The organism is Luteibacter sp. HA06 (assembly GCF_054061215.1).
Map to the genome: position 1 here is coordinate 1,341,124 of NZ_JBSSDZ010000001.1, position 26,126 is coordinate 1,367,249.

The 26,126-nt window shown below is 65.1% G+C and carries 19 protein-coding genes; 11 read left to right on the forward strand and 8 right to left on the reverse strand.

The features are described 5' to 3' along the window. The 7 genes from ACVWWJ_RS05995 (at position 1) to ACVWWJ_RS06025 (ending at position 4,085) form a co-directional block, all read left to right on the forward strand. Positions 1–741 carry a flagellar motor protein gene (locus tag ACVWWJ_RS05995; protein ID WP_159890845.1) on the forward strand — a complete coding sequence of 247 codons (741 nt, stop codon included), beginning with the start codon at positions 1–3 and terminating at the stop codon, positions 739–741. Continuing rightward, a complete protein-coding gene (gene motD / locus ACVWWJ_RS06000) occupies positions 738–1,679 on the forward strand; it encodes a flagellar motor protein MotD (protein WP_456967093.1) in 942 nt (313 codons plus the stop codon). The genes ACVWWJ_RS05995 and motD overlap by 4 nt, the downstream gene beginning before the upstream one ends. Then, positions 1,679–2,467 (forward strand): ParA family protein, encoded by a 789-nt coding sequence (locus ACVWWJ_RS06005; protein ID WP_159890849.1) that lies wholly within the window; start codon positions 1,679–1,681, stop codon positions 2,465–2,467. The genes motD and ACVWWJ_RS06005 overlap by 1 nt, the downstream gene beginning before the upstream one ends. Beyond that, complete coding sequence (locus ACVWWJ_RS06010) at positions 2,467–3,036, forward strand: hypothetical protein (protein ID WP_456967094.1); 570 nt, start codon at positions 2,467–2,469, stop codon at positions 3,034–3,036. The genes ACVWWJ_RS06005 and ACVWWJ_RS06010 overlap by 1 nt, the downstream gene beginning before the upstream one ends. Next, positions 3,033–3,482, forward strand: a complete 450-nt coding sequence (locus ACVWWJ_RS06015) for a chemotaxis protein CheW (protein WP_456967095.1) — start codon at positions 3,033–3,035, stop codon at positions 3,480–3,482. Before ACVWWJ_RS06010 ends, ACVWWJ_RS06015 begins: the two co-directional genes overlap by 4 nt. 167 nt (positions 3,483–3,649) lie before the next feature. Next, entirely contained in the window at positions 3,650–3,943 is a 294-nt protein-coding gene (locus tag ACVWWJ_RS06020; protein ID WP_456969765.1) for a hypothetical protein, read from the forward strand. Continuing rightward, positions 3,825–4,085 (forward strand): DUF2802 domain-containing protein, encoded by a 261-nt coding sequence (locus ACVWWJ_RS06025; RefSeq protein ID WP_456969668.1) that lies wholly within the window; start codon positions 3,825–3,827, stop codon positions 4,083–4,085. Before ACVWWJ_RS06020 ends, ACVWWJ_RS06025 begins: the two co-directional genes overlap by 119 nt. Positions 4,086–4,250: 165 nt before the next feature. Here the strand turns inward: ACVWWJ_RS06025 and ACVWWJ_RS06030 are convergent, their stop codons facing one another. From ACVWWJ_RS06030 to ACVWWJ_RS06045, 4 genes are all read right to left on the reverse strand, one after another. Further along, entirely contained in the window at positions 4,251–8,000 is a 3,750-nt protein-coding gene (locus tag ACVWWJ_RS06030) for a translocation/assembly module TamB domain-containing protein (protein ID WP_456967096.1), read from the reverse strand. A gap of 11 nt (positions 8,001–8,011) precedes the next feature. Beyond that, positions 8,012–9,778, reverse strand: coding sequence for an autotransporter assembly complex protein TamA (locus ACVWWJ_RS06035; RefSeq protein WP_159890859.1), 1,767 nt, complete (start codon positions 9,776–9,778; stop codon positions 8,012–8,014). 149 nt (positions 9,779–9,927) lie between these two features. After that, positions 9,928–12,564: a glycosyltransferase gene (locus ACVWWJ_RS06040; RefSeq protein WP_456967097.1), complete on the reverse strand. Its 2,637-nt coding sequence runs from the start codon at positions 12,562–12,564 to the stop codon at positions 9,928–9,930. 274 nt (positions 12,565–12,838) lie between these two features. Next, entirely contained in the window at positions 12,839–13,306 is a 468-nt protein-coding gene (locus ACVWWJ_RS06045; protein WP_159890861.1) for a Dps family protein, read from the reverse strand. Positions 13,307–13,423: 117 nt separating this feature from the next. Here ACVWWJ_RS06045 and hrpA point away from each other — a divergent pair, with 117 nt between their 5' ends. Both hrpA and ACVWWJ_RS06055 read left to right on the forward strand, forming a co-directional pair. Further along, a complete protein-coding gene (gene hrpA / locus ACVWWJ_RS06050; protein ID WP_456967098.1) occupies positions 13,424–17,326 on the forward strand; it encodes an ATP-dependent RNA helicase HrpA in 3,903 nt (1,300 codons plus the stop codon). 23 nt (positions 17,327–17,349) lie between these two features. Then, positions 17,350–19,455 (forward strand): RelA/SpoT family protein, encoded by a 2,106-nt coding sequence (locus ACVWWJ_RS06055; RefSeq protein WP_159890953.1) that lies wholly within the window; start codon positions 17,350–17,352, stop codon positions 19,453–19,455. Between the two features lie 138 nt (positions 19,456–19,593). Here the strand turns inward: ACVWWJ_RS06055 and ACVWWJ_RS06060 are convergent, their stop codons facing one another. Further along, on the reverse strand, positions 19,594–20,172 hold the full coding sequence (locus ACVWWJ_RS06060) for a YggT family protein (RefSeq protein ID WP_159890864.1): 579 nt from the start codon (positions 20,170–20,172) through the stop codon (positions 19,594–19,596). Beyond that, on the reverse strand, positions 20,169–20,993 hold the full coding sequence (proC, locus tag ACVWWJ_RS06065) for a pyrroline-5-carboxylate reductase (RefSeq protein WP_159890865.1): 825 nt from the start codon (positions 20,991–20,993) through the stop codon (positions 20,169–20,171). Before proC ends, ACVWWJ_RS06060 begins: the two co-directional genes overlap by 4 nt. 116 nt (positions 20,994–21,109) lie before the next feature. Between proC and ACVWWJ_RS06070 the strand changes: the two genes are divergently transcribed. Together ACVWWJ_RS06070 and ACVWWJ_RS06075 are read left to right on the forward strand one after the other, a co-directional pair. Next, the gene (locus ACVWWJ_RS06070; RefSeq protein WP_063573399.1) at positions 21,110–22,147 is read left to right on the forward strand and encodes a type IV pilus twitching motility protein PilT; all 1,038 of its coding nucleotides are present in this window, start codon (positions 21,110–21,112) and stop codon (positions 22,145–22,147) included. Between the two features lie 132 nt (positions 22,148–22,279). Further along, positions 22,280–23,443 (forward strand): PilT/PilU family type 4a pilus ATPase, encoded by a 1,164-nt coding sequence (locus ACVWWJ_RS06075; RefSeq protein WP_159890867.1) that lies wholly within the window; start codon positions 22,280–22,282, stop codon positions 23,441–23,443. Positions 23,444–23,553: 110 nt separating this feature from the next. Here the strand turns inward: ACVWWJ_RS06075 and ACVWWJ_RS06080 are convergent, their stop codons facing one another. Together ACVWWJ_RS06080 and ACVWWJ_RS06085 are read right to left on the reverse strand one after the other, a co-directional pair. Beyond that, on the reverse strand, positions 23,554–23,919 hold the full coding sequence (locus ACVWWJ_RS06080) for a BON domain-containing protein (protein WP_159890869.1): 366 nt from the start codon (positions 23,917–23,919) through the stop codon (positions 23,554–23,556). A gap of 415 nt (positions 23,920–24,334) precedes the next feature. Next, entirely contained in the window at positions 24,335–26,083 is a 1,749-nt protein-coding gene (locus ACVWWJ_RS06085) for a hypothetical protein (RefSeq protein WP_456967099.1), read from the reverse strand. Positions 26,084–26,126: the final 43 nt, after the last annotated feature.

Sequence of the window (26,126 nt, forward strand, 5' to 3'; positions counted from 1 at the left end):
ATGGATATCGTGAGCGTCGTCGGAACGATCCTGGCCTTCGTGGTCATCATCGTGGGTACCATCCTCAAGGGCTCGAGCCTCGACGCCCTGTGGAATCCGGCTGCGTTCGTTATCGTCTTCCTCGGCACGCTCGCCGCGTTGCTCGTGCAGACACCCGGCCCCGTGCTCAAGCGCGCGTGGACCATGCTGCCGTGGGTGTACCGGCCACCGGATATCGAATCGGAGAACCTCGTCAGCCGCATCGTCGGCTGGAGCGAAATCTCCCGCCGTACGGGCCTGCTCGGCCTGGAGCCGGCGATCGAGCGCGAATCCGATCCCTTCATCCGCAAGGGGCTGCAGCTTCTGGTGGACGGCACCGAGCCCGATGCCATGCGCTCCGTGCTCGAAGTGGAAGTGTACGCACGCGAGCACACCGACATCGAGGCCGCGAAGGTCTACGAGAACGCCGGTGCCTACTCGCCGACCATGGGCATCATCGGCGCCGTCATGGGCCTGATGTCGGTCATGCAGAACCTTGCCGATCCCAGCAAATTGGGCCACGGCATCGCCGCGGCCTTCGTCGCCACCATCTACGGTATCGGCCTGGCCAATCTGCTCGCGCTGCCGATGGCGTCGCGATTGAAGGGCCTCGCCCGCCAACGCTCGCAGATGCGCGAGATCCTCGTCGAAGGCCTGGTCTCGATCGCACAGGGCGACAACCCGCGGCACATCGAAAGCAAGCTTCAGGGGTACCTCTCGTGAAGCGCCGCCACCACGAAGAACACATCAACCACGAGCGCTGGGCTATCCCCTATGGGGATCTCATCACGCTGCTGCTGGCGTTGTTCGTGGTGATGTACGCCGTGTCGGCCGTGAACGAAACCAAGTTCCGGGTCATGGCGCAGTCGATCAACGAAGCCTTCAACGGCACCGGCAAGGTGATCGAGCCGATCCGCGAGGCCACGCCTGCGGCGCAGGTGCCGCTGCCGAACCAGTCACGCGCACCTGTCGCCGCACCGATCGCCAAGATCGACGTGCCGATTCCGCCGCGCAACCTGCCGCTGCCCGGCCACGAGGGCGCGGCGCCCACGCGCCAGGAATCGGCCAACATCAACACCGCGACGGCGGCGAACACCACGGTCGGCAAGACCGAGGACGCCAGCCTCAGCCAGATTTCCGACGAAGTGCAGCGCGCGATGAAGCCGCTGATCGACAAGAACCTCGTCAGCGTGCGCCAGACCAAGGACTGGCTCGAGATCGAAGTCCGCACCGATATCCTTTTCCCGGTCGGCGTGGCCAAGCTGCAGGGCACCGCTGAAGACGTGCTACGCAAGCTCGCCGGCATCCTTGGCCCGTTCCCGAATGCCATGCGCATTGAGGGCTACACCGACAACACGCCGATCGCGACCGCCACCTTCCCATCGAACTGGGAACTCTCGGCGGCACGCGCGGCCACCGTCGCGCGCCTGCTCACCACGAGCGGCGTGGACCCGCACCGTGTCGGCATCGTCGGCTGGGGCGAGTTCCGCCCGACCACCGACAACGGTACCGACGAAGGGCGCAATCGTAATCGCCGCGTGCTCATCGTCGTGATGAGCGACAAGGCCGAGCCGGCGCGCTTTTACAGCGACGCTGACCGTTTGCCGGTTGTCGGCGCCGTGGCGGCGCCCGTGACTAACCCTGTAGCAGGGGCTCGCTGATGCGCGTCTGGGCGATCTCGAATCAGAAGGGCGGTGTCGGCAAGACGACGACGACGGTCGCGCTCGGCAGTCTGCTCGCCGCCTCCGGCAAGCGCACGCTGCTGATCGACATGGATCCGCATGCGTCGCTGTCCGGCTATATCGGTGTCGAAGGTGGGGCGCATGGCAGCGTCTACGACCTGTTCGGCATCGGCGGTAATCCACTGCCGCCGGGTACCCTCGTGCATGCGACGAAGTGGGATCACCTGAGCGTGCTGCCGGCCTCTGCGGCCATGATCACGCTGGATCGCCAGCTCGGTACGCGTCCCGGCATGGGCCTGATTCTTTCCCAGGCGCTTGCTGAACTCGCCGTCGACTTCGACCATGTATTGCTCGATTGCCCGCCGACGCTCGGCGTGCTTATGGTCAATGCGCTTGCGGCGAGCGATCGCCTTCTCGTGCCGACGCAGACCGAGGCGCTCGCCCTGGCCGGCCTCGAACGCATGCTGCGCAGCCTGTCCATGATCGAGCGCTCGCGTGGCCGCCCGCTGCCGCGGACCATCGTCCCGACGATGTTCGACTCGCGCACGCATGCCTCGCGTGCCTGCCTCGAGCAACTGCGCGAGAAATACGGCGAGGGAGTCAGCGAAGCCGTGATCCCGACCGATACGCAGATCCGTGAAGCCAGCGCAGCTGGCGTGCCCTTGGCCTCGTGGCCTGCCGCGCGCCGCGGTGGCCTTGCGTATCGGCAGCTTCTCGACGAATTGCTGGCCTTGCCGGCAGCCACCGTCGCGGACGCGGCCGCGTGATGCGCGCCTTGCAGGATGCCGAGCAGATCGTCGCCGACTACCTGGCGGAATTGCTGACACCTGCGTTACCTCCGGCCGTGCCTGATGCCGAGGTCAAAGTCGTCTCGATCGATCCCTGGCGGACGATGCTAAATCCTGAGTCGCCGGCACCGGCCGACGCTCGCTACCTGCTGTGCCTGGCCGCGGGCGTGCGTCTCGCCGTACCGATGGCCGACATAACCCACATGCTGCCGATGCCGCCGCTGACGCCGCCGAACACGACGAACCCGATCTGTCTCGGCCGCTGGCGCCATCCGAGCGGTGAAGCACGCGTGGCTGACCTGGCGGCGATTCTGTCGCCCGACATGGCCGGTGCGCAGGCATCTACGCTGGTGCTCCTCGGCGACCGCGCCTGGGCGCTCGCGTGCATCGTCAACGACGAGCCGGTCGAACTCGACGCCTCGGCCATTCAATGGCGCACCGGTGCAACCACGCGTCCATGGCTTGCCGGCATGTCTCAAGAACCCAAATGCGGCGTGGTAGCTACCACGGCGCTGATCGATTGGTTGGAAAAGGAGCTGGGCCCGTGACCGATACCTTCCGCGACGGGCGTGGCGCCTGGCTTGGGTTTTCCCTGAAAGGACAGCGCTATGCGGTGTCGCTGGCCAGCGTGCGCGAGGTCATTCGCTGCGGCGACATCACGCCCGTGCCCGGCGCTCCCGAAGATGTCCTCGGCATCGTCAACCTGCGCGGCCAGATCGTGCCCGTGCTCGACGGCCGTCGCCGCTTCGGCCTTGAAGGCCGCATCGACGTGGCCGATGAAGACGCCCAGCGCGTCATCGTCTTCGACGACTCCGGCAGCATCGTCGGCATGCGCATCGACGTGATCGGCGACATGCTCGAGTTCAACCCCGCGGATGTCGCACCCCCGCCGCCCGGCCGCGCCACCCGACGCGACGACCCCGTCAGCGGCGTCATCACCCGCGACGATGGCTTCATCGCCCTTGTCGACATCCCGAGGCTCTGCCGGGCCTGAGGCTCTGCTGGGTCTGCGGCTCTGCTGACCCAGGGCCTGCTGGCCCCAGGCTCTGTGTGGGAGCCGGCTACGCCGGCGATTGGGTTCACCGCTACATCGCAAGACATCACGCTTCTGCCCGCACCCCCTTTGCGCTACCGTGTCCCCGCTCTCCAGGGAATCACCGAATGAACCCCGTCATCGGATACGTGCTGATCGCACTCGCCGTCCTCAACCTGGTCGGCCTCCTGCTGCTGTTCCGCCGTCTCGGCACAGCGCCTGTCACCGCCCCGGCCGCGACGCCCGTCGCTCCGGCCACAGGTGCCGCGACCGCCTACGAAGACATCCGTGACCTCCGCGACGATGCCACACCAGCCGTCCCGCCCGACGCGCTCGCCGCGATGCTTCGTCGCCTTGAAAACCCGGCTTGGCGATATCGAGGAGCAGGTCCGTCGCAATCCCGCCGTGACAGTCGCCGGTGAACCCGGTGCCGCGACCGACCGGGCGCTTGCGCTTGCCCAGCGTCTTGCTCGCCAGGGTGCCTCGGCGAAGGACATTTCCGAGACGTGTGGGATCTCGTTGACGGAAGCGGAGTTGTTGCAGCGGTTGCACGCGCCTCGCTAATGCACTGTGACGCTCGTCACACTCGGCCTCATCGCGCCGGGACGTCTCGGCACCGAACAGAAGTCAGCGTTGTGGATGTTCATCGCTGTCGTGATGTCAGCTGATGCCGAGCGGTGAGGCAACCTGGTTTTCGCCGATGAATCGGCTCCCACAGGGGTTCCCGCGTTAGCGTTCGAGCCGGTAATTCAACGTGGCCCGACTAAACTCCGTCGCGTTCTGCGCTTCGAAGTTCCACTTTTTGCTGAAGATATACCTCAAGGTAATCACCTGGCCCGGCTCGAACAGGCCGACGCCGTAGCTCAGGTAGAGACGCGGAGATAGGTACTTGCCCACGGTGAACGCGGACGTGCCGCCGAGGGCATCGTTGCTCGACACGCCGATGTCGTCGACGCCGATTTTCGAGCCCACACTCTTCGCCAACAGGTCGCCTGCCGCGGAACCGAGTGCCTGCGCTGCCGCGCCGACCATATTGCCTTCGCCACCGCTTACCTGCGACAGGGGCTTGCCAGTGACGAGATAGGACAGGGCGTCCGACTGTTCCATCACCGGGTTGGAGAACACGGTGAGGATCGGACGCTGCGCTGTGCCTGAAACGTAGAGGCCAACGGTCTGGCCATCGTCGATCGTGGCGTTCGGATTGAGCGTGCGTGCCGCGCGGATGTTGAGGCGAGGGTTGTCGATCGGCGTGGAGGCAAACAGCAGCTGGCCCTGCTGAATTTTCAGGTCCTGTCCGTATGCCTTATAGGTTCCGTCGACGCCAATCTGACCTTGGCCGGTAGTGGCACGGCCCGGTCGCTCGCGTACATCGAGCTGGCCGGTGATGCGGCCGTCGATGCCGAAGCCGACGAGGTGGACTTTCTGACCGAGGTCGACACGAATGTCCGCGGAGATCGGTGACGCCTCCGCAGCGGCTTCCTGCTGCTTGTCGTCAACGACAACGACGTCAGGCGACGCCTTCGTCGCGCCAGCGCCGGGCAGTCGTTCGACGTTGACGTCGGCAAGGTCGATGTTGAGCTTGCCGGTGACGTTCATCCCCTTGGCGTCCTGCACGATCGTGATGTCGGGCGAGACGATGGCTTTGGCGGCGGGAATATCGACGGCTGTGAACTTCGAGCCCTGAACGCCGAGCCGGATCTGCGCGCCGGCGCCGAGCGCAGCGGTGCCCTTGATGCCGAGCGTGCCGTCACCCGAAGCGATCGTGCCGTCAACGGCATAGTTCTTCGCGTCCGTCGTCGTGACGCTGATGCGTCCGTCCTTGAGCTTCAGCCCCGCGCTGGGCACCTCGGTAGCGAAACCGGCAACCAGCGCCTGGCCCGTGATCGCCGGCGCGGCGATGGTGCCGCCGAGATTGAAGTTCGCATCGAGGCCACCCTTTACATCGGCAAGCTCGCTGGTGAACAGCTCGATGACGCCCAGGTCCGTGAGATGCAGGGCGACCGTGCCACCGAGCGCTTGCTGTGCACCACTTATCGAGACGTTGCCGTCCAGCGTGCCGCCCTTGTTGAGCGAAGCACGCACGGTGACATGTTGGTTGTCCGGCGAAAGCTGTGCGTTGGCGACGAGGTTGTCGTAGACCAGCAGCGGATTCTCGCTGCGATCCGTATACGCCACCGAGCCGTGCGCGCTGGTGATGTTCGCCTGACCCGACAACGCGCCCGCCGCCGTGCGACGAATGCTGCCGTCACCTTCGATGATGCCGTCCGCGCGCATGGGGCTGTCCGACGCCTCGGCTGCCGTCATGATCAGGGCGAGCGGCACCTGACGCAGGCGATAGCTGGCATCGAGATTGCCGCCCTTGTCCTGCTTCGCGGCGACGCAGAGCAGCGGCTCGCCCGCCGTGAGGCAGAGATCGCTGAGGCTGGCCGCGCCGTCTTTGTAAGCCAGCTGGCTGGCGTTCTGCAGGCGCCAGCGGGGTAGGCCCTGGTAATCGATGTTGAGCGTGGAGAGCGTGCCGTTCCAGGCACCGTCGCGCAGCGAGCCGGAAAGCTGCAGGTCCGCAGCAAGCGGGCGGCCCGTCGCGTCGATGCTGAGCTGGTGTTTGTCCTGCGTCCCGTTGGCGTTCACAGAGAGGCGGTCGAAGACGAGACCGCCCGACACGACATGCGTGCCGACGATGTCGACCTTGCCCCCGGGCGTACTCACATCAGGGATATCGGCGTTGACGGTGAGCGCGTCGACTTTCTGTCCAGCATAGACAAGAGCACTGCCACGCACGTTCGCCTTCACCGCCAGCTTCGGCACGTTACCCTTCGCGGAGATATCGCCCTGGATCCGCCCGCCGGCATCCGGTAGCCAGTCGCCGAGCGATGCGATCGCGAGATTGAGCGTGGCATCGTTGGCGGTGTCGCCCCTGGCGTCGAGGTGAATCGTGCTGCCGCCCGAGGCGACGTCCAGCGTGCCGTTGACCACTTCGTTGGGCTTGAGCGTGAGCTTGCCGCTGCCGCGCAGCTGGCGCTGCCGAAGCGTGCCGTCGAGCCTGCGCAGGTCCAGCGTGCCGAGAGGGCCGTCTTTCGCCATCTGTCCTTCGGTGGCGATATCGAGATTCAGCGCGCCCGGCCATTCGGCAAGCAGCTGGCTCGGGTCGAAGCGCTCGCCCTTCAGCTCGACATTCCAGGCGAGCTGGGGCTGCAGCGTCAGCGTGCCGCTGGCGGCGAGATTGCCGTTGGGCTGATTCAACGCCACGGTATGCAGGGCGATGGCATCCGGCTTGCCATCCACGTCCAGCGTGAACTTGCCGACGTGTCCGGGCGGACCGATGTCGACGTCGCCCGCGGCGTGGTAAGCGTCTGCGCTGCCTTTGAACGTGAGCTGGCCGACACTGGCAAGGTCCTGCCCGGCGACGTTCGCGGGCACCAGGACATCTTTCCAGTTCAGCGCGAGATCGGCGGAAACCGGTTGGGCGGCGAGTTGAACAGTGCCACGTGCGGTTAGCGAACCTTTGACCTGCGGCGAGCTGACGGTGAGCTCGTCGAGGGTGAGCTGCTTGTACTCGTGATCGAACGCGGCCTTCACCGGTGACAGTCGCACGGCGTAGTCGTTGAGATCGATATCGCCGGTCAGGTTGGCGTGGTACCGGTCGCCGGAGCCCTGCAAGGCGACACCAAGCGCCTGCAGGCTGCTGTCGCCGATGAGCGGTTTCGGATCGAAACGGGGCGCGTCGATCTTCGCAGTCCAGGCGAAGTCCCCGCTCTGTACGAGGTTGGCATCGACCTGCGCGACGAAGGGCAGGGTGAGCTTGACGATGGTGTGCGCCTTGGCACCATCGCTATGCGCTTCGAGATCGCCGGCGTAGTCGATGTCGCCGAGCTTCCAGCGGAAGCTGGCCTTGCCGTCGCCCTTGTAACCCTTGCCCACCGCGAGCGTGCCGCCGAGATCGGCCTGTCCGTCGGGCGCACGTAGCGCGAGGGTCTGCAGCGCAATGCCCTTCGATGTCCACGAACCGACCAGGTCGAGCGAGTTGGATTCAAAAACAGGCTGGCCGGCCTGGGTGACTTTCACGTGGCCGACCTTCACCTTGTCGAGCACGATGTCCAGCGGCGGCTCGAGCGAGAAGGGCTCCGAGGCTGTGTCCGGTTCCGGCTGGCTCGGTGGCAGCGCCACGTCGATCCCATCGGCCGTGAGGTCGTAGACGTGCGCACGCTTGCGTAGCAGGGAGCCGAAGGAGAAATCGACGTGCGCGCGAGCCACGCGAACATCCATGCCCTTGCCGTCGCGGTAACGCACACCGGCGAGATCCAGCGGACCGGCAAGCCGGCCTTCGGCATGCTCGATCGTGAGCGCGTTGTACGTGAACCCCTGTGCGCGAGAGAGGGCGAATCGAAGGCCGGAGGCACTTCCCACCAGCCACCAGACGCCAAGCACGACGACCAGAAGCAGCACACCGAGGGCAGCGCCGGCGCGGATCAACCATTTCATGCCGGTGCTCCTCACAGGTCGGGCCCGATGACGACGTGCAGATGGATACCGTGCGACTCTTTGTTGCCCACAGGTACGGCAAGGTCGGCGCGGATCATGCCGACCGGCGAGAGCCAGCGCACGCCCAGGCCGGTGCCGACAAGCGGCTTATAGTCGGTGCCACTGAATGCGTTGCCCGCGTCCACGAAAGCGGCCATGCCCCAGTTGCGTGTGAAGTAATGCTCCACCTCGGTGCTGCCGACGAGCAGGTTCTCGCCGCCGATGACGCGGTCGTAGGAATTCTTCGGGCCGATGCTCTCGAAATCGTAGCCGCGCACGGAGCGGTCGCCACCGGCGAAGAAACGCAGCTGCGGAGGCAGGGCGCTGAAATCGTCTGTCCAGATCTTGCCCGCCGTGCCGCGGAGAATCAGGCGATTGCGGCCCCAGAAAGACTGGATCCACTTGGCGTCGCCCATCAGCTCCGAGAAGCGTGCATCGGAAAGCAGGGTACCGGCGGTGCTGCGCGCGGTGAGCGTGAGCGACCAGCCGCTGCGTACGAAGGTCGGGTTATCGCCCTTCTTCCGGCTTAGCGTGAGTTCGGGGTAGAGCAGGGTGCTCTGGCCATGATCGAGGCCGAGGGCGTTGTCGCCTTCACCGCCGCGCTTGCCGACGGTGAACGTGCCGGACAGCACATTGATGCCGATGGTGCGGGTCCATCCGTGCCACAGCCGCGTTTCATTGGCGACGAGTTGCACGGTGCGCGACTTGGACGTCACCGTGTTGGCGTCGCGGTAGTTCGCACCGAAGTTGAAGCTGCGTTGGTTCGGGCCCGGCATTGGAATCTGGTAAAGCGTAGAGATGGTCTTCAGCCGTTCCGCCACCACCAGTTCGTTCTTCCACTTGTGGCCGCGGTCGTTCACCCAGCGCTTCTCGATACCACCGCGCAGGCCCGGGCCGGTATCGGTTCCGAAGAACGGGCCGCCGGTGTAGATCGTGCGCTTGGCCGGCGCGAGCTCCACGTTGATGTCGATCGTGCCGTCCTTTGCGTTATCCGTGTCGGGCATGACGTTGACCACGGCGAAGTAGTCGGCGCCATTGAGCGCCTGCTGCAGGTCGAGAAGTTGCGTCTGCGAGAAATAATCGCCGCTCTTGAAGGGCACGTAGCGGTCGAGGAATCCATCGCGGAACTGCGAGTTCTCGAAGTGGATCTTGCCGTAGCGGTATCGCTTGCCCGTTTCCCAGGCCAGTTCCACGGTGGCGCTGTGTTCGGCGCGGTTCACTTCGACCCGATGGGTTACCAGCTTGGCGTCGAGGAAGCCAGTTGCGGTGAGCGCTCCGCTCACGGCGTCGCGCGCTGCATCGTACTGGCCGTCGTTGAGAGGCTTGTCCTTCAGGCCAGTGACACCGCGCATGGCGCGGGCGATCGGCGGTAGCTTGGCCGGTTCCTTGTCGATGCTGACGTTCACCGCTTTGACCGTGACCGGCGTGCCGGGCACCACATGCAGCGTGACCTGCCAGTCGCTTCCGACTTGCTTGATGTCCCCGGTAGCCGTGGCCTCGTAATACCCGTAGGGCCGAAGCGCAGCCTGCACCTCGTCCGGGGCCTTGTCGTAGAGCCGTCGGATCTGCGCCGCGGTGGCGTCACGCTTGGCGTACTGACTGAGCTCCACGCCGGCGACGACGGCGTTCTTCAGGTTTTCGTCGACACCGTCCACGGTGAGGACGACACCGGCATGGGCGAGGCAGGGCAGGAGGAACCACGGCAGAAGCAGCAGTCCATGGCGTCTGGTTCGGCGCATGAGCATCCCGTTCCGTTCGTGGTCCAACGCCGTGGGGCACGGCGGCGAGCGGGGGCGCCTCCGGCGTCCCCTGACATGAAGTCTGGGCGTAACTTACCGCGCGTAGCGTGCAGGGTCGATACACATACGTGAAAGACCCCCCCGCTTGTTCAGCCTGCCTCGTCACCCGCCGTGTGCGCAATCCAGGCGCCGACCAGTGCCGACACGTACGGAATGGACTGTGCGGCGAGGATGAACATCCACAGCACGCTCTCCACATAGTTCGTGCCGTAGTGCAGCGCCATGCCGATCACCGCGCAGAGCAGGGCGATCGCCATGAGACCTTCCTCACGCACCGGGGCAAAAGCGGCAAAACTGCTGCCACCCATGCGACGGCTCTTGGCGGTCACCACGAAGGCCGTTTTCTCGCGCGTCAGGCCGTGCAGGATGCCGCGTGCGATAGCGTGCGACAGGCCCATGCTAGCCACGGAGGCCATGATGGTGTCGTACCAGCTACACGGGACACGGGCGCGATACAGCACGAAACCGAAGATCGCCTTGGCGAAGAAGAACCCGATCACGGGGATCAGGAACAACTGCATTGGCAGGTTGAAGTACTGCGGCGCGTAGATCATGCCGGCCGTCCACAACAGGCCCATCATCGTGAAGATGAAGTGCAGGGCGTCGGCGAACCAGCTGAACCACCCGGTGAGGAAGTGGAAGCGCTGGCCGGCCGAGAGCGGCCCCTTGCGGGTCATCCAGCTCCAGCGACCCTTGAGGATCTGCATGGCGCCGAAGGCCCAGCGGTAGCGCTGGCTCTTGTATGCCTTGAAGTCGGCAGGGGTCAGGCCCTTGCCCATCAATTCATCGACGTAGACCAGTTCGTAGCCCGCATGCATCAGGCGCAGGCCGAGCTCGGCGTCCTCGCAGATCGTCCACTCGGACCAGCCGCCGGTGCCTTCCAGCGCCGAGCGACGCACCATGGTCATTGTGCCGTGCTGGATGATCGCGTTGCGCTCGTTGCGGTGATGCATGCCGATGCGGAAGAAGCCGTCGTATTCCCAGGCGGTCATGCGGCGGAAACGGTTGTTCTCGAATTCGCGATGGGCCTGCGGGCACTGCACCACGGCCACCTTGGAGTCGTGGAAGTAGCCGGTGAGGGCCGCCAGCCAGTCCTCGCGGACCTCGTAGTCGGCATCGATCACGGCGACGACGTCGGCGCGCTCGTCCGTGGCGGTGAGGCCGAAGTTCAGCGCACCCGCCTTGTAGCCCGGCCAGGGCTCGAGGTGGAAGAAGCGGAACTTCGGACCGAGCTGTTCGCAGTACGCCTTCACCGGTTCCCACACCGCGGGATCCTTGGTGTTGTTGTCCAGCACCAGGACTTCGAAATTCTCGTAGTTCAACCTGGCCAGCGAATCCAGGGTGATCTGGACCATTTCCGGCGGCTCGTTGTGGCACGCCAGGTGGATGGAGACGAAGGGCTGCTTCTCGACCGGGTCGTACGGCAGCATGCCGGCATGGCGGATCCATTCGCGACGCCACAACACTTCGGTGAACTCGAAGCCGTTGATCAGGAGAATGGCGAGGATGGCGATCTGCGCCGGGAACAGCAGGATCAGCATGGCCCAGTCGAACGGGCTCAGGTAGAAATTGAACGGCAGGGTGGCCGACCAGACGATCAGGCCGCAGGCCAGCTGCAGCAGGGCCATGAAGAACAGGCGGCCCATCAGCTTGAAGCGGCGGAAGCGGCTGCCGAACCAGACCATCGGGAAGAAGGCCAGCGCCGAGGCCGCGAACGCCTTCCACGGCCAGCTGGTGTCTTCGGTCACCGGGCCCTTGAACGGGAATTTCAGCTGGCGATCGGCATTGAACATGCCCCAGTACGCGCCGGTGCGGCCTTCGCCCAGGTTTTCCTTCCACGGCTGGTCGATGGCTTCGAGGACGTAGTAGTCATCGATGCCCTTGCGCTTGGCGACGTTGAAGAAGTCGCGCAGGAAGATCGCTTCGTTCGAAATGGTGGGGTAGGCGTACTCGTGGCGGTCGCCGTTCGAGGGCCAGCCAATCTCGCCGATGACGATGTGCTTGCCCGGGAAACGATGCTGCAGGGCCTGGAAGCTGCCGTCGGTGTCCCTGGATCCATCTGCTTCGCGCGTGCCGATCGAGTCGGGTACGGCGTCCTTGCGGTCGATGCCGTTCCAGTAAGGGAACAGGTGGACGGTGATGAAGTCCACGTGGTCGGCCAGCTCGGGATTCTGCATCCAGATGTGGAAGGGTTCGGCGATGGACACCGGCTGGCGCACGGCGGCGCGCACGCGATCCAGGTAGGCCATCATCTGGTCGGGCTTGAGATCGCCGCGATAGAGCACCTCGTTGCCGACGATGACACGCGAGATGGTCTTGGGGAATCGATGCGCCTGGGCGATCAGCGCGTCGATCTCGCGCTCGTTGTTCTCGATACGGGTATCTATGTTCGCGCCGGCCATGACGTCCAGGCCTTCCTTGTCGGCCAGCCGGATCGTCTGCGGGTTCTCCAGCATCGAATAGGTGCGGATGCGCGGCGAGTAGCGATGGACCAGGCGAAGGTCGCCCGTGATCTCGGGGTCGGTGGAGAGATCGCCCCGCATCGGATTCTGGTAGCGCTGGTACGCCGTGAAGGCGAAACCGGAGATGGGTCCGTTCCAGTCGTCCGGGCCACGCGGGATATTGCCCAGGAACCACAGGCCCACGTTGAGGCCCGCAACTAGGACCGCCAGCAGCAGCGCGGTAAGGATCGGATGGCTTCGTTCGGTCGTGGTAACAGCGCTCAAAAACAATCCCCGGACCGGTCGGCCCCCAAGTGGCATCAAGTGAGGTAACCGGGGGAGCTTAACGAACAGGGCGTTACGTCTCAACGCATAACGGGTCGACCGGTCAGGCTGAACTCAGAGAGTGGGGTGTTCGGGGCCTGTCTGATGTCCGCGCCGCTGGGCTACCCAAGCCCCTGTGGGAGCCGCTTCAGCGGCGATCCCGCAGCAGCGGGCAGGGGTGGGGCGAGCACCGATTTCGCCGCTGAAGCGGCTCCCACATGAGGGCCGGGAGCGCTTACCTCAGCAGCGAGCGGAGCATCCAGGCTGTCTTCTCGTGGTCCTTCAGGCGGCCCGTGACCATGTCGGCGGTGCCTTCGTCTCCGGCAGCCTCGGCACCCTTGATGGTGTCGCGAGCCGTTGCGGCGGCAATTTCATGGCCTTCGACCAGCTGGGCGACCATGTCCTTCCACTCCGGTACGCCAGCTTCTTCCTTGATCGAGGTGAGCTTGCCGAACTGGCTGTACGAGCCCGGTGCGAACACGTCGAGGATGCGGATGCGCTCGGCAACTTCATCGGCAGCCAGCCACAGGGCGTTGTACTGGACCTCGAACATGGCGTGCAGGCTGTTGAACTGCGGGCCCGTCACGTTCCAATGGAAATTATGGGTCTTCAGATAAAGCGAATAGGTGTCCGCGAGGAGCTTGGACAGGTGCTTCGCGACCGCTTCACGGTCTTTCTTGGCAATACCGATATCGATGGCCATGTGACGACTCTCCTTGGTTTTTTCTTTCTTGAAGCAAAATCTTAACGGGCGGGGCGGTCTACGTGAAATGAAACGTTCCGATGTCGTCGATAGACGCACGCTATTATTGTCGTTCCCATGAGTACCTCCACAAGCCCCGCACGACACCCCTCCCCGGATCCGCGCCTGCGCGAGCTTCGCGATGCGCTGGGCCAGGTCACCAGCCGTGACTACGGCCGGCTGTCCGGCCGCTGGCGCGCCCTCTCGCGCAAGCCCGAACCGGCGAAGATCGACGCGCTCGCAAAGGACATCGCCACCTCGGTGGCGCGCCGAGCGGCGCGCGCGGCTTCCAAGCCGCCGATCAACGTCGATGAGTCGCTACCGATCGCCGCACGGGCCGAGGACATCGTCAAGCTCATTCGCGAGAACCAGGTGGTGGTGCTCGCCGGTGAGACCGGATCGGGCAAGACCACCCAGCTGCCCAAGCTGTGCCTTGCCGCCGGACGAGGCGAAGCGGGGATGATCGGTTGCACGCAGCCACGCCGGCTGGCGGCGCGCTCGGTGGCGACCCGCGTGGCCGAGGAGCTCGGCACACCGCTGGGCGACAAGGTCGGCTTCCAGGTGCGCTTTACCGAGAAAGTCTCGGACCAGGCCCTGATCAAGTTCATGACCGACGGCATCCTGCTGGCCGAGACCCAGTCGGATCCCTGGTTGTCGGCTTACGACACGATCATCATCGATGAGGCGCACGAGCGCAGCCTCAACATCGATTTCCTGCTCGGCTACCTCAAGCAACTGGCGAAGCGCCGGCCGGAGCTGAAGATCATCGTCACCTCGGCGACGATCGACACCGAGCGCTTCTCCGCGCATTTCGACAACGCGCCTGTCGTCGAGGTGGAAGGTCGCACCTATCCGGTCGACGTGCGCTACCGCCCGCCGGGCGAACGTGGCGAGGGCAACGTCGCCCAGATGATCACCGATGCCATGGACGAGATCACCCGGGAGGACCCGCGCGGCGACGTGCTGGTGTTCCTGCCTGGCGAGCGCGAGATCCGCGACACCCATCTGTTGCTTTCGCGCAAGCAATACCGTGAAACCGAGGTGCTGGCGCTTTATGCCCGCCTCTCGGCCAACGAACAGGACCGGGTGTTCAAGCCGGGGACCAAGCGCCGCATCGTGCTGGCCACCAACGTCGCCGAAACCTCGCTCACGGTACCGCGCATCCGCTATGTGATCGATCCCGGCACGGCTCGCGTGAAGCGCTACAGCCAGCGTAGCCAGCTCGAACGTCTGCATATCGAGCCGATCTCGCAGGCGGCGGCCAATCAACGCAAGGGCCGTTGCGGCCGCGTCGGGCCGGGTATCTGTTACCGGCTTTATGACGAAGCGGACTTCAACCTGCGCCCCGCCTTCACGGATCCGGAGCTGTTGAGGTCGTCGCTGGCGAACGTCATCCTGCGCATGCTCGCCCTGGACCTGGGCGACGTAGAGCAGTTTCCTTTCCTCGAAGCACCGGACCCGCGCGTGGTGGCGGACGGTTACCGTCGCCTGGCAGAGATTGGTGCCATCGACGAGAGCCAGCGCCTGACCACGATCGGGCGTACGGTCGCTCGCTTGCCCATCGACGTGCAACTGGCGCGCATGCTGGTTGAGGCGCGCCGTCTGGGTAGCCTCGCCGAGCTCACGACCATCGTGGCCTTCATGAGCATCCAGGACCCGCGCGAGCGTCCGCCAGAGGCTCGCGGCCAGGCCGACGCGGCACACGCGCAGTTCGCCGATCCCAAATCGGACTTCGTCGGCGTGCTCAATCTGTGGCGCGCCCACGGCGACGCCGCCGAAGAACTCACCTCGTCGAAGTTGCGTGACTGGTGTTCGCGCCACTTCCTCAGTTTCATGCGCATGCGCGAATGGCGCGAACTGCACCGGCAGCTCGTGCTGGTCACGCGCGAGCTCGACTGGGGCAGCAAGGCGCCGGCCGCCACCGGTGCTCTCGAAGGCGATACGCTTTTCGAAGCCGTTCACCGCAGCCTCCTCGCGGGCCTGCCAACCCAGGTGGGCCACAAGGACGAGAAGGGCATCTTCCGCGGCACCCGCGAACGTCGCTTCCAGGTCTTCCCCGGCTCTGCACTGGCGAAGGCGCCTCCGGCATGGATCTTCGCCGGGCAGATCATCGATATCGGCGGGCGCGTCTGGGCCATGATGGGTGCCCGTGTGGATCCCGCATGGATCGAATCGCAGGCCAGCCATCTGGTCCGTGCCACGGCGCGCGATGCGCACTGGTCGCGCAAGCGCGGCACCGTGATCGCCTACGAGCAGGTCACCTTGTTCGGGCTCGTGCTGGTCGAGCGTCGCCCTGTCACGTTCCACAAGCAGGACCCCCGGCTCGCCCACGAGATCTTCGTGCGTGAAGCGCTGGTTCGGGCGGATATCGACAGTCGTGCCGATTTCGTCCGCGCCAATGCACGCGTCCTCGAACAAGCCCACGACATCGAGGCCAAGCAGCGCCGCGCCGGCCTGCTGCGTTCGGAAGAGGAACTCTCCGCTTTCTTCGACGGCAAGTTGCCGGAGGAGATCGCGGACGTGCGCGCACTGGACGCGTGGTACCGCAAGGCGGCGCCCGGCGAGCAGGCCGCTTTGCGCTGGACGCTTGCCGATGTGATGGACAGCGGCACCGGTCTCGACCCGAAGGCCTTCCCTGCGTCGCTCGATATCGACCAACATCGCTATCGACTGGAATACCGCTTCGTCCCGGGTGACCCGGCCGATGGCGTCACCATCCAGGTGCCGCTCGCCTTCCTCAACGCCTTGCCCATCGCGCGCGGCGAATGGCTGGTAGGCGGTCTGGTCGTGGACAAGGTCGCTGAACTGATTCGTGCCTTACCCAAGGCACTCCGTCGCAACTTCGTGCCGGCGCCGGACTTTGCCCGCGCGTTTGCCGAAGCGGAAGCGCCGCGCGACGAGCCGTTGGCCCGGGCGCTGGCACGTTTCCTCAAGCGTACGACGGGTGTCGACGTGGATCCTGCGGCATTTGCGAGCGCCAAGTTGCCGGCGCATCTGCTCATGCGCTACCGCATTCACGACGAGAACGGACGCACGCTGGCAGAAGGGCGCGACCTGGCCGGCATCCGCGCCGGCTGGGAGGACAAGGCGCGCGAAGCGTTCTCGCGCAAGACGGATATCGAGCTCACTCGCGAAGACATCGTCGCCTGGGACTTTGAATCGATTCCGAAGGAAGTTCGCTCCGAAGGTGGCCTGACCGCGTATCCCGCCCTCGTCGATCTTGGCGAGGCGGTTGCCCTGCGCGTGTTCGAACGGGCCGACGAGGCGGCGGAAGCGCATGTCGGTGGCGTCGAGCGCTTGCTCCGGCAGGCGCTGGCTCCCGAGTTCAAGCGTGCGCGGCGGCAGCTGCCGATCGCGAATCCGTTGTCGCTCAAGTACGCCCCGATGGGTAGCGTGGAAGGCCTGCGCGAGGATCTGGTCGAGGGGGGTTTCAGCGACCTGATTGCCGATCGCCGCCTGGATGCCCGCACGCAGGGTGAGTTCGAAGCCCTGCATGTGCAGCTCGGCCGGGAACTGTTTGCCGCCGCGATGACCCGGCAGAAGCTGGCCGAGCCGATCATCGAGGCCCAGGCCGAGCTCCGGCCGTGGATGGAGCCGCCGCTGATGGGCTTTGCCAAGGCCAGCTACGACGACCTTCGCGAGCAGCTCGCCGGCCTGCTGCAGCCCGGCTTCCTGCGTGAGCTGCCAATCTCGCGCCTCGCCCATCTCCCGCGGTACCTCAAGGCCATGCGCCTGCGCGCGGAACGCCTGCGCCAGGACCCGGCGCGCGATCAGTCGCGTATGCTGCAGGTGTTGCCGTACTGGCGCGCATTGCTCAATGCGGGGGGTACCGCCCTGGATGCGGTGGTCTGGAGCGAACTGCGCTGGTTACTCGAGGAATGGCGCGTGTCGCTGTTCGCGCAGGAGCTGAAGACTGCTGAGCCGGTGTCGGCCAAACGCCTTGCACGCGCGTTGGACGTGGCCCAGGCAGCACAACGATGACCACCCGGAAGGACGACGCGACGATGAGCGAGCCCCGCTCCCCCGACGCCAAGGCTGCGGCACTGCCGCTGACCGACCGTGCGCGCGAGGCCTGTGCGTCATTACCCGTGGCGGCGCGTGCCGAAGCGGAAACCGTCATCGAGCTCCTGCGGCTGCTCGGCTGTGATGACGAGACGTGTGCATCGGCGCTGTGGTTCTCATTGATCAACGGGGCGCCGGGCGCCGCGGACGAAGCGTCGAAAACTTGGAAGCCGTCGCTTCGCCGCCTCATTGAAGGTCAGGGCGAAGCCGAGAAGGTCTGGGCGCTGCATGCGCAGAAGGGGCCGGTCGGTGGTGCAGAGGGACTGCGCCGTCTTCTGCTGGCGATCATCCGCGACCTCCGCGTGGTCTTCGTGCTGCTCGCCCGTCAACTGGCAGCCATGCGCACGGCCATGGCCCTGCCAGACCACGAACGTCGCGAACTGGCCCAGCTCACCTCCGACATCCACGCGCCGCTGGCGAACCGGCTGGGCATCTGGCAGCTGAAGTGGGAGCTGGAAGACCTCGCTTTCCGCTACCTCGAGCCGGACACCTACCGGCGCATCGCGCGGTTGCTGGACGAGCGCCGTACGGATCGCGAAACCTTCATCGCCTCGAGCCTGGCGACGCTACGCAGCACGCTGGAGGGCGCGGGCGTGCACGCGGAACTGGCGGGCCGGCCGAAACACATCTTCTCCATCTGGAAGAAGATGAAGAAGAAGGGCTTGGAATTTTCCGACCTCTACGACATCCGCGCCGTGCGCATCCTGGTCGACAGCGTGGCCGACTGTTATGCCGCGCTGGGCCTGGTGCACAGCCTGTGGCCGCACCTTCCGGGTGAGTTCGACGACTATGTGGCCCGACCCAAGGGCAACGGTTACCGCTCGCTGCATACGGCGGTGATGGGGCCGTCTGGCAAGACGCTCGAGGTGCAGATCCGCACGCACGAGATGCACCGGGCGAACGAACTCGGCGTCGCCGCGCACTGGCGTTACAAGGAAGGCGGCGGTGCCGATGCCGAGTTCGAGGCGAAGATCGCCTGGATGCGCAAACTGCTGGAGCCACGCGGCGAGGACGAGGCCGAGCTGGCTGCCGGCTTCGAAACCGAGCTCATGGAAGATCGCGTCTACGTGCTCTCGCCCAAGGGCGAAGTCATCGACATGCCGCGCGGCGCCACTGTGCTCGACTTCGCGTATCACATCCATACCGAAGTCGGGCATCGCTGCCGTGGCGCCAAGGTCAATGGCCGCATCGTGCCGTTGACCACGCAGCCGCGCAGTGGCGACACCATCGAGATCCTGACGACGAAGAGCTCCGAGCCGAGCCGTGACTGGCTCTCCTCGCACCACGGTTACCTCAATACGTCGCGCGCAAAGGAGAAAGTACGCGCCTGGTTCCGTCGCACTGCGCATGACGCGAACATCATCGCTGGCAAGGCGGCACTCGAAAAAGAGCTGCGCAAGCTCGCGCTCGACGATGTGGACCTGGCCAAGCTGGCCACGCACTTCCGTTTGAAGGGTGTCGAAGAACTCTTTGTCACGATCGCGCTCGGCGAGGTCTCGCTGGGGCAGATCGCCCGCTCGCTGCAGGAGCCCGTCGAGCAGGAGATCACCCAGTCGGGTACGCCCGTGGCATCGCGCGCCGCACAGCACGACCGCGGTGCGCTCTCCATCGAGGGCGTCGGCAACCTGCTGACCACGCTGGCGCGTTGCTGCCAGCCCCTGCCCGGGGATCCCGTGCGCGGCTTCATCACGCGCGGACGCGGCGTCTCCGTCCACCGGGCCGACTGCGCCAGCCTGTCACGTCTTGCGCGGAAGAATCCCGAGCGGGTGATCGACGTGAGCTGGGGCAGGGTGGAAGTGCAGAACTACGAGATCGACATCGAGTTGCGCGGCTATGACCGCAAGGGCCTGCAAAAAGACGTAGCCACCACCATCAGCAATACCGGGCCGCATATCGTCGCGTCGTCCAGCCGCGTGCACGTGCAGACCGGCGAGGTGGAGATGCGCTTCACGCTGCGAGTGAAGGATTACGAGCAGCTGTCGATGGTGCTGGGGAGGCTTGGGGCGTTGCCGAATGTCACCGATGCCCGCCGTTTGGGCGGTAGGTGACCTGCGGGAGCCGCTGACTTCAGCAGGAGCCGTTCTCTGTGGGAGCCGCTTCAGCGGCGATGAACCTTGCCCGCTGCCGCGGGATCGCCGCTGAAGCGGCTCCCACAAGAAGCAGCGGCTCCTGCGAGAAGGCGTCGGTTAGAGCCCGCCCATCATCATCGCCACGCCCCAGTCCTTGATCGGCGCCGCAACAAGCATGCGTGCCAGGATCAGGGCGAGGATGACCACCGTCGGCGAGAAATCCAGGCCGCCCAGCGTCATGCGACCGCGCAACGGGCGCACCAGGGGATCCGCCAGGCTGGTGACCAGCCGCGCCACCGGGTGGTAGCGATCGGTCGAAAGCATGCTCATCAGCGACCAGACGAACACCAGAACCACCCAGGTCAGCAGGAAGAAGTCGAGCGTCTCGCCCAGGCTGACGATCACCAGGCCGAGCACGTTCGGCATGATGCCGGCCATCGCCATGACCAGCAGCCACTTCACGCATTCCAGCAGGAAGACCGCCAGCAGCGCCCCGGTATTCACCCGGCGGATGCTGGGCAGCACCTTGCGCACGGGGCGCAGGATCGGGTTGGTGAAGCGGTAGAGGAACTGGCAGATCGGGTTGTTGAAGTCCGCGCGGAAGGCTTCGGCCAGCAGCCGCAGCACGAAGAGAGTGACGAGGGCCCCGAAAATGAAGTCCAGGATCAGGGAGCCCGCGTTGGTCAGGTAGTTCACGTGTTCGATTCCATGTCTTCGGAAAGTTCAAAGCTGCGGCGGCGAGCGGAGTCGACGGCACGCGCCACGATGGCAGGGAAGTGGTCGTCGCGGAAGCTGTCGAGCGCCGCCTGGGTGGTGCCGTTGGGCGAAGTGACCCGCTGGCGCAGCGTGGCCGCGCTTTCGCCGCTCTCGATCAGCATGCGGCCGGCGCCGAGGGCGGTCTGGGCGGCGAGGGCCCGCGCCGTTTCACGCGACAGACCTTGAGAAAATGCCGCGTTCTCGAGGGCTTCGACCATCAGGAAGAAGTAGGCCGGGCCACTGCCGGACAGGGCGGTGACGATGTCCAGTTGGTCCTCTTCCGGTACCCACACGGTGAGGCCGGCGGCGTCGAGGACATGCTGGGCTTCGGCACGCTGCGGTGCGCTGACCCGGCCGTTGGCGAACAGGGCGGTTGCCCCGGCACTGATCATGGCCGGGGTGTTCGGCATGCAGCGGACGACGGGTAGGGCACCGTCCAGCCAGCGTTCGATCTGGGCGATGCGGATACCCGCAGCGATCGAGATGATCACTGGACGGTACTTCTGAACCACCGGCCGCAGGCCCCGGCAGACATCGGCCATCATCTGCGGCTTGACCGCCAGGACGAGGATCGACGCGCCTTCGGCGGCGTCCAGGTTGTCGGTGTAGGTGGCCACGCCGTACTCGCGGGAGAGCTCCTGCAGGGCCTCGGCGCGCGGTTCGGCCACGGCGATGCCGCCAGGTTGGGCGCCGTGGCGGATCATGCCGGCGATCAGCGCCGTGGCCATGTTGCCGCCGCCGATAAAGGCGATCCGATTCATGGGGGTGTCCGCTCCATACGCGACGTCTTTCACAGTCATCGAAGCATATATGGTGCCGCGCCTTGCCGCCGACCCCCGGGCGTGTTTACCTATGCCCACAAAGATAGGGGACCCAAATGGATATCGCCGAACTCCTTGCCTTCTCCGTGAAGAACAAGGCCTCCGACTTGCACCTTTCTGCGGGCCTCCCGCCGATGATCCGCGTCGACGGCGACGTGCGCCGGATCAACATCCCGGCCCTGGAGCACAAACAGGTCCATTCGCTGATCTACGACATCATGTCGGACAAGCAGCGTCGCGACTTCGAAGAATTCCTCGAGACCGACTTCTCCTTCGAGATCCCCGGCCTGGCCCGTTTCCGCGTCAACGCCTTCAACCACAACCGTGGCGCGGGCGGCGTGTTCCGTACCATTCCGTCGGAAGTGCTCTCCCTGGAAGACCTCGGCGCGCCGAAGATCTTCCGTGAGCTGATCGAGCAGCCGCAGGGCCTGATCCTGGTGACCGGGCCGACCGGCTCGGGCAAGTCGACCACCCTCGCGGCCATGGTCGACCACATCAACAAGACCGAATACGGTCACCTCCTCACCGTCGAGGACCCGATCGAATTCGTCCATACCTCGCAGAAGTGCCTGGTCAACCAGCGCGAAGTCCACCGCGATACCCATGGCTTCAACGAGGCCCTGCGTTCCGCACTCCGCGAAGATCCCGACTACATCCTGGTCGGCGAGCTTCGCGACCTGGAGACCATTCGCCTGGCCCTGACTGCCGCGGAAACCGGCCATCTGGTGTTCGGTACCCTGCATACCTCGTCGGCGGCCAAGACCATCGACCGCATCATCGACGTGTTCCCGGCCGGCGAGAAGCCGATGGTCCGCTCGATGCTTTCCGAGTCGCTGCGCGCGGTCATTTCGCAGTCCCTCCTTAAGAAGGTCGGTGGCGGCCGTATCGCGGCGCATGAAATCATGACCGGCATCCCGGCGATCCGTAACCTGATCCGCGAGGACAAGGTCGCGCAGATGTATTCGGCGATCCAGACCGGCCAGCAGTACGGCATGCAGACCCTCGACCAGAACCTGCTGGATCTGGTCAAGCGCGGCCTCATCACCCGCCAGGAAGGCCTGATGTACGCCAAGAACAAGGAAAGCTTCCGCTAAGTCGGTTCGGGCAGCCGTTCTGCCGTGGGCAGAACGGCTGCAGACCGTGAAGGCGGTCGCTGCAGGTCCCATCGCGGCGGTATATGATCGCCCCAGGGGCGCCGGCCCGGTCCGGCCATGGGGATACACGCGATGAGCGACTTCGATTTCACCTCTTTCCTGAAGCTGATGGTGCATAAGCAGGCATCCGACCTGTTCATCACCGCCGGCGTCGCGCCGTCCATGAAGGTGCAGGGGCGCATCGTCCCGATCACGCAGAGCCCGTTGTCCGCGCAACAGTCGCGCGACATGGTGCTTAACGTGATGACTCCCGCCCAGCGCGAGGAGTTCGAGAAGACCCACGAGTGCCAGTTTGCGATCAGTGCATCGGGCGTCGGCCGCTTCCGCGTGTCGTGCTTCTACCAGCGCAACTGCGTCGGCATGGTGCTGCGCCGGATCGAGTCGAAGATCCCGACGCCGGAAGAGCTCAACCTGCCACCGGTGATCAAGCAGCTGGCGATGACCAAGCGCGGCATCATCATCTTCGTCGGCGGTACCGGTACGGGTAAGTCCACCTCGCTGGCCTCGATGATCGGCTACCGCAACCAGAATTCCACCGGTCACATCATCACGATCGAAGACCCGATCGAATACGTGCACAAGCACGAGGGCTGCATCGTTACCCAGCGCGAGCTCGGCATCGATACCGACAGTTGGGAAAACGCGCTGAAGAACACCCTGCGTCAGGCTCCGGACGTGATCATGATCGGCGAAGTGCGTACGCGCGAGACCATGGAACACGCGATCAACTTCTCCGAAACCGGCCACCTTTGCCTGTGCACGCTGCACGCGAACAACGCGAACCAGGCACTGGATCGCATCCTCCACTTCTTCCCGGAGGATCGCCGCAGCGCGCTGTTCATGGATCTTTCGCTGAACCTCAAGGGCATCGTGGCGCAGCAGCTCATCCCGACGCCTGACGGCAAGGCGCGTCGCGTCGCGGTTGAAGTGCTTCTCGGCACGCCACTGGCCCAGGATTACATTCGCCAGGGCGAGGTGCATAAGCTCAAGGAGCTCATGCGCGACTCCAATCAGCTGGGCATGCGCACCTTCGACCAGAGCCTCGTGGAGCTTTATCACGCCGGCGAGATCTCCTACGAAGACGCCCTGCGCCACGCCGACAGCTCCAACGAAGTGCGCCTGCGCATCAAGCTCGCCCAGGGCGGCGACGCGCATACGCTGTCGCAGGGGCTCGAGGGTGTCGAGATCGACCAGGCCAACGACAAGCAGACGTTTGGCGGCATGCTGAGCCGCTGACGCGTTGTTCCATGTGGGAGCCGATTCATCGGCGATGTGCATCGCGCACAAAAAAGAGGGCGCCACGAGGCGCCCTCTTCTCATTTGTAACGACTATCCGAGAGCAGCGATTACTTCGCAGCTGCCGAAACAGTCAGACCCGAAGCATCGACGCTCTTCACGCCCTTGACGGCCTTGGCAATCTTCTCGGCGTTGCTCTTTTCCTTAGCCGTCGAGACCGTACCAGTCAGCGCTACGACGCCTTCGGTGGTGGTGACCGAGATATCGCTACCCTTGACCGCCTTCTTGGTGGCGAATTCCGACTTCACCTTGGTGGTGATCCAGGTGTCGTCGGTCTTGCCAGCGACGGTCTGGTTGTCAGCCTTGGCAGCGGCCGGGGTGGAGTCCTGCGCATTCACCTGGGCGAACGGGACCGTACCGAGACCGGCGACGAGGGCAGCAGCGAACAGGGCCTTGCGGAGGTTGGCATGGTTCATGGTGAACTCCTTTTTACGAATCTGTTTATGGGACTGGGGAACGGCGCCACGGGCTGTGGCTGCCTGTCCGGGACCTATGGAAACAGCGCATCCGTGAACGATTTGTGCCCAAACAACAGCTTCGTTCAGGATTTGCCGAAGTCGCGTCCAGGTGCCGTGTGGGAGCCGCTTCAGCGGCGATAACGGGCCGTCGTCAACCTCCTGACGGCGCAGCGCAGAGCCTTCGGTGTCCACCCTCGCTACTCAGACACCCCTTCGCGTTTCGTACCGGAAAGGCCGTCGCGCGGCACATGTATCCATCTGGCCTACGGCCGCTCGCCCAAGCCCCGGTAATCCGCGAAGAACCAAACAAAAAGCCTGGGTCCGGTGTAGCCGGACCCAGGCTTTCTTTGCCACTAAATACCGAGAAGTCGGCTTACTTGTATTCGACCGCGCCGGAGATCACGAGACCCTTCTCTTCCATGTGCGCTTCGCCAGTGACCTGGACCACGCGAATGGCCTGGGCCTTCATCGCGTCGAACTGCGCCTTGGAGCGCTGCGCTGCTGCGGTGTCGTCGGCCTGGCTATCCGGGGCACCGTCAGCGCCCGCAGCCGTGGTCATCGCGTTAGCGTAGGTCTGGGCCTTCTCGGCCATCACGTCGACCCATGCGCGGTACATGTCGCCATTGAGGTGCATGCGGCTGAGGCGGCCGGCATCGCCGGTGCTGGCCATGAGCACTTCATCGAGCTTGGCGTCTTCGCCCGGACCGACGCCGATGGCGATCGCCTGACCGTTCATGGCGGCCCAGCCCGGCATGCCGAGCATGCCGACGATGTTCGCCGGCAGGGCAGCCGGCTTACCGTCGCCAGCGAGCTTGAAGTCACCACCGAGCACAGCCTGGCCCATGGCCAGCAGGCCCGGGGCGTTGCGCGTGGCAAGCACGACGCGTCCGGTGATCTGCGGCATCTGCGCCGCGGAGGCCGCGGGCTTGAACGAGTCGATGACGATGCGTACGCCACGGATGTCACCAAACGGCGGAATCGCCGCCTGCTGCATCGTCGAGCCCATCTTGGTGAAGCTGTCGTTCATGCTGGCGAAGGCCGGGCATTCGAACGGCTTCGCGGCCACGGCTTCGGACTGCGTCGTCATGAACGTGCGGATCTGCTCGACAGGCAGCGCGAGGCTGACGTCGAACGGTGCGCTGGCGTCCTGGCCGAGGCCCGGCAGCTCCACCTTCAGACCCGAGAAGGCCTTGGTGATGTCGTCGGCAAGCGTGATGTCGACGCGCTGGGCCTGGTGGTGCAGGTCGAGCTTGGTATAGCCGAAGCTGATCGACGGCACGCGCGCAGCGATGCGCGAGGCTTCGGTCTGGCAGCTCGGCGGAAGCACCGGTGCCGGCTCGCCCGTTTTCACCGACTGCTGCTTGATGAAGGCGGCGAAGAGGGGATCCTTGCCCGTCGCGATCAGCGGCAGGAGTCGGGTCAGGTCGACCTGACCGACAGCGTAGTCCTTGTAACCCTTGTCCTTGGCGAGGTCGGCGAGGCGGCCGTCTTCCTGCAGGCTCTTTTCCGGACGGTCGGCACCGAGTGCCTGGCGGATCGTCGGCTGCGGCGCATCGGCGGGCAGCAGCGAGACCACGGCCTGCTTGCCCACGGTGGCGATGACCAGCTGGATGCCGGTGTCCGAAATGGCGACATGGCGGTAAGCCTGGCCGCCGGCATCGGCGGTCTCGAGCTTCTTGCCGTAGGCAGTCTCGAGACGGCCGACAAACGCTTCCCAGGCGGCGGGATCGGCCAGCGAGACGCGTGCGACGGGGCTGAGGCCGAGGCCATAGATGGCCGAACCGGTCTTGATGTCGAGGCCGAGGTTCTTCAACGCGGCTTCGGCGGTCTTGCCGTCGAATTCAGCGGCCACAGCCTTCATCAGGTGCGAGCCGTCGACGTTGCCCTTGGCTTCCATGTCCTGGGCCAGGGCCTTCATCTGGGCGACCTGCCCGGGCAGCTCGGTGTTGACCTGGCTGAGCATGGCCTCATAGGCATCGTCGTCCAGCTTGTCGAGGCTGGCCGCAACGTACGGTGTGTCGGCCGGCACGAAGGCCAGCGGGGCGTCCTTGTCCTTGTGGCCGCAGGCCGCCAGCAGCACGCTGACGACGCCGAGCGCGATGAGTCGCTTCGTCGGTCGCATTTCGTATCCCATTGTTTGAGTTGTCCCTTGGTCGGGCCATTAT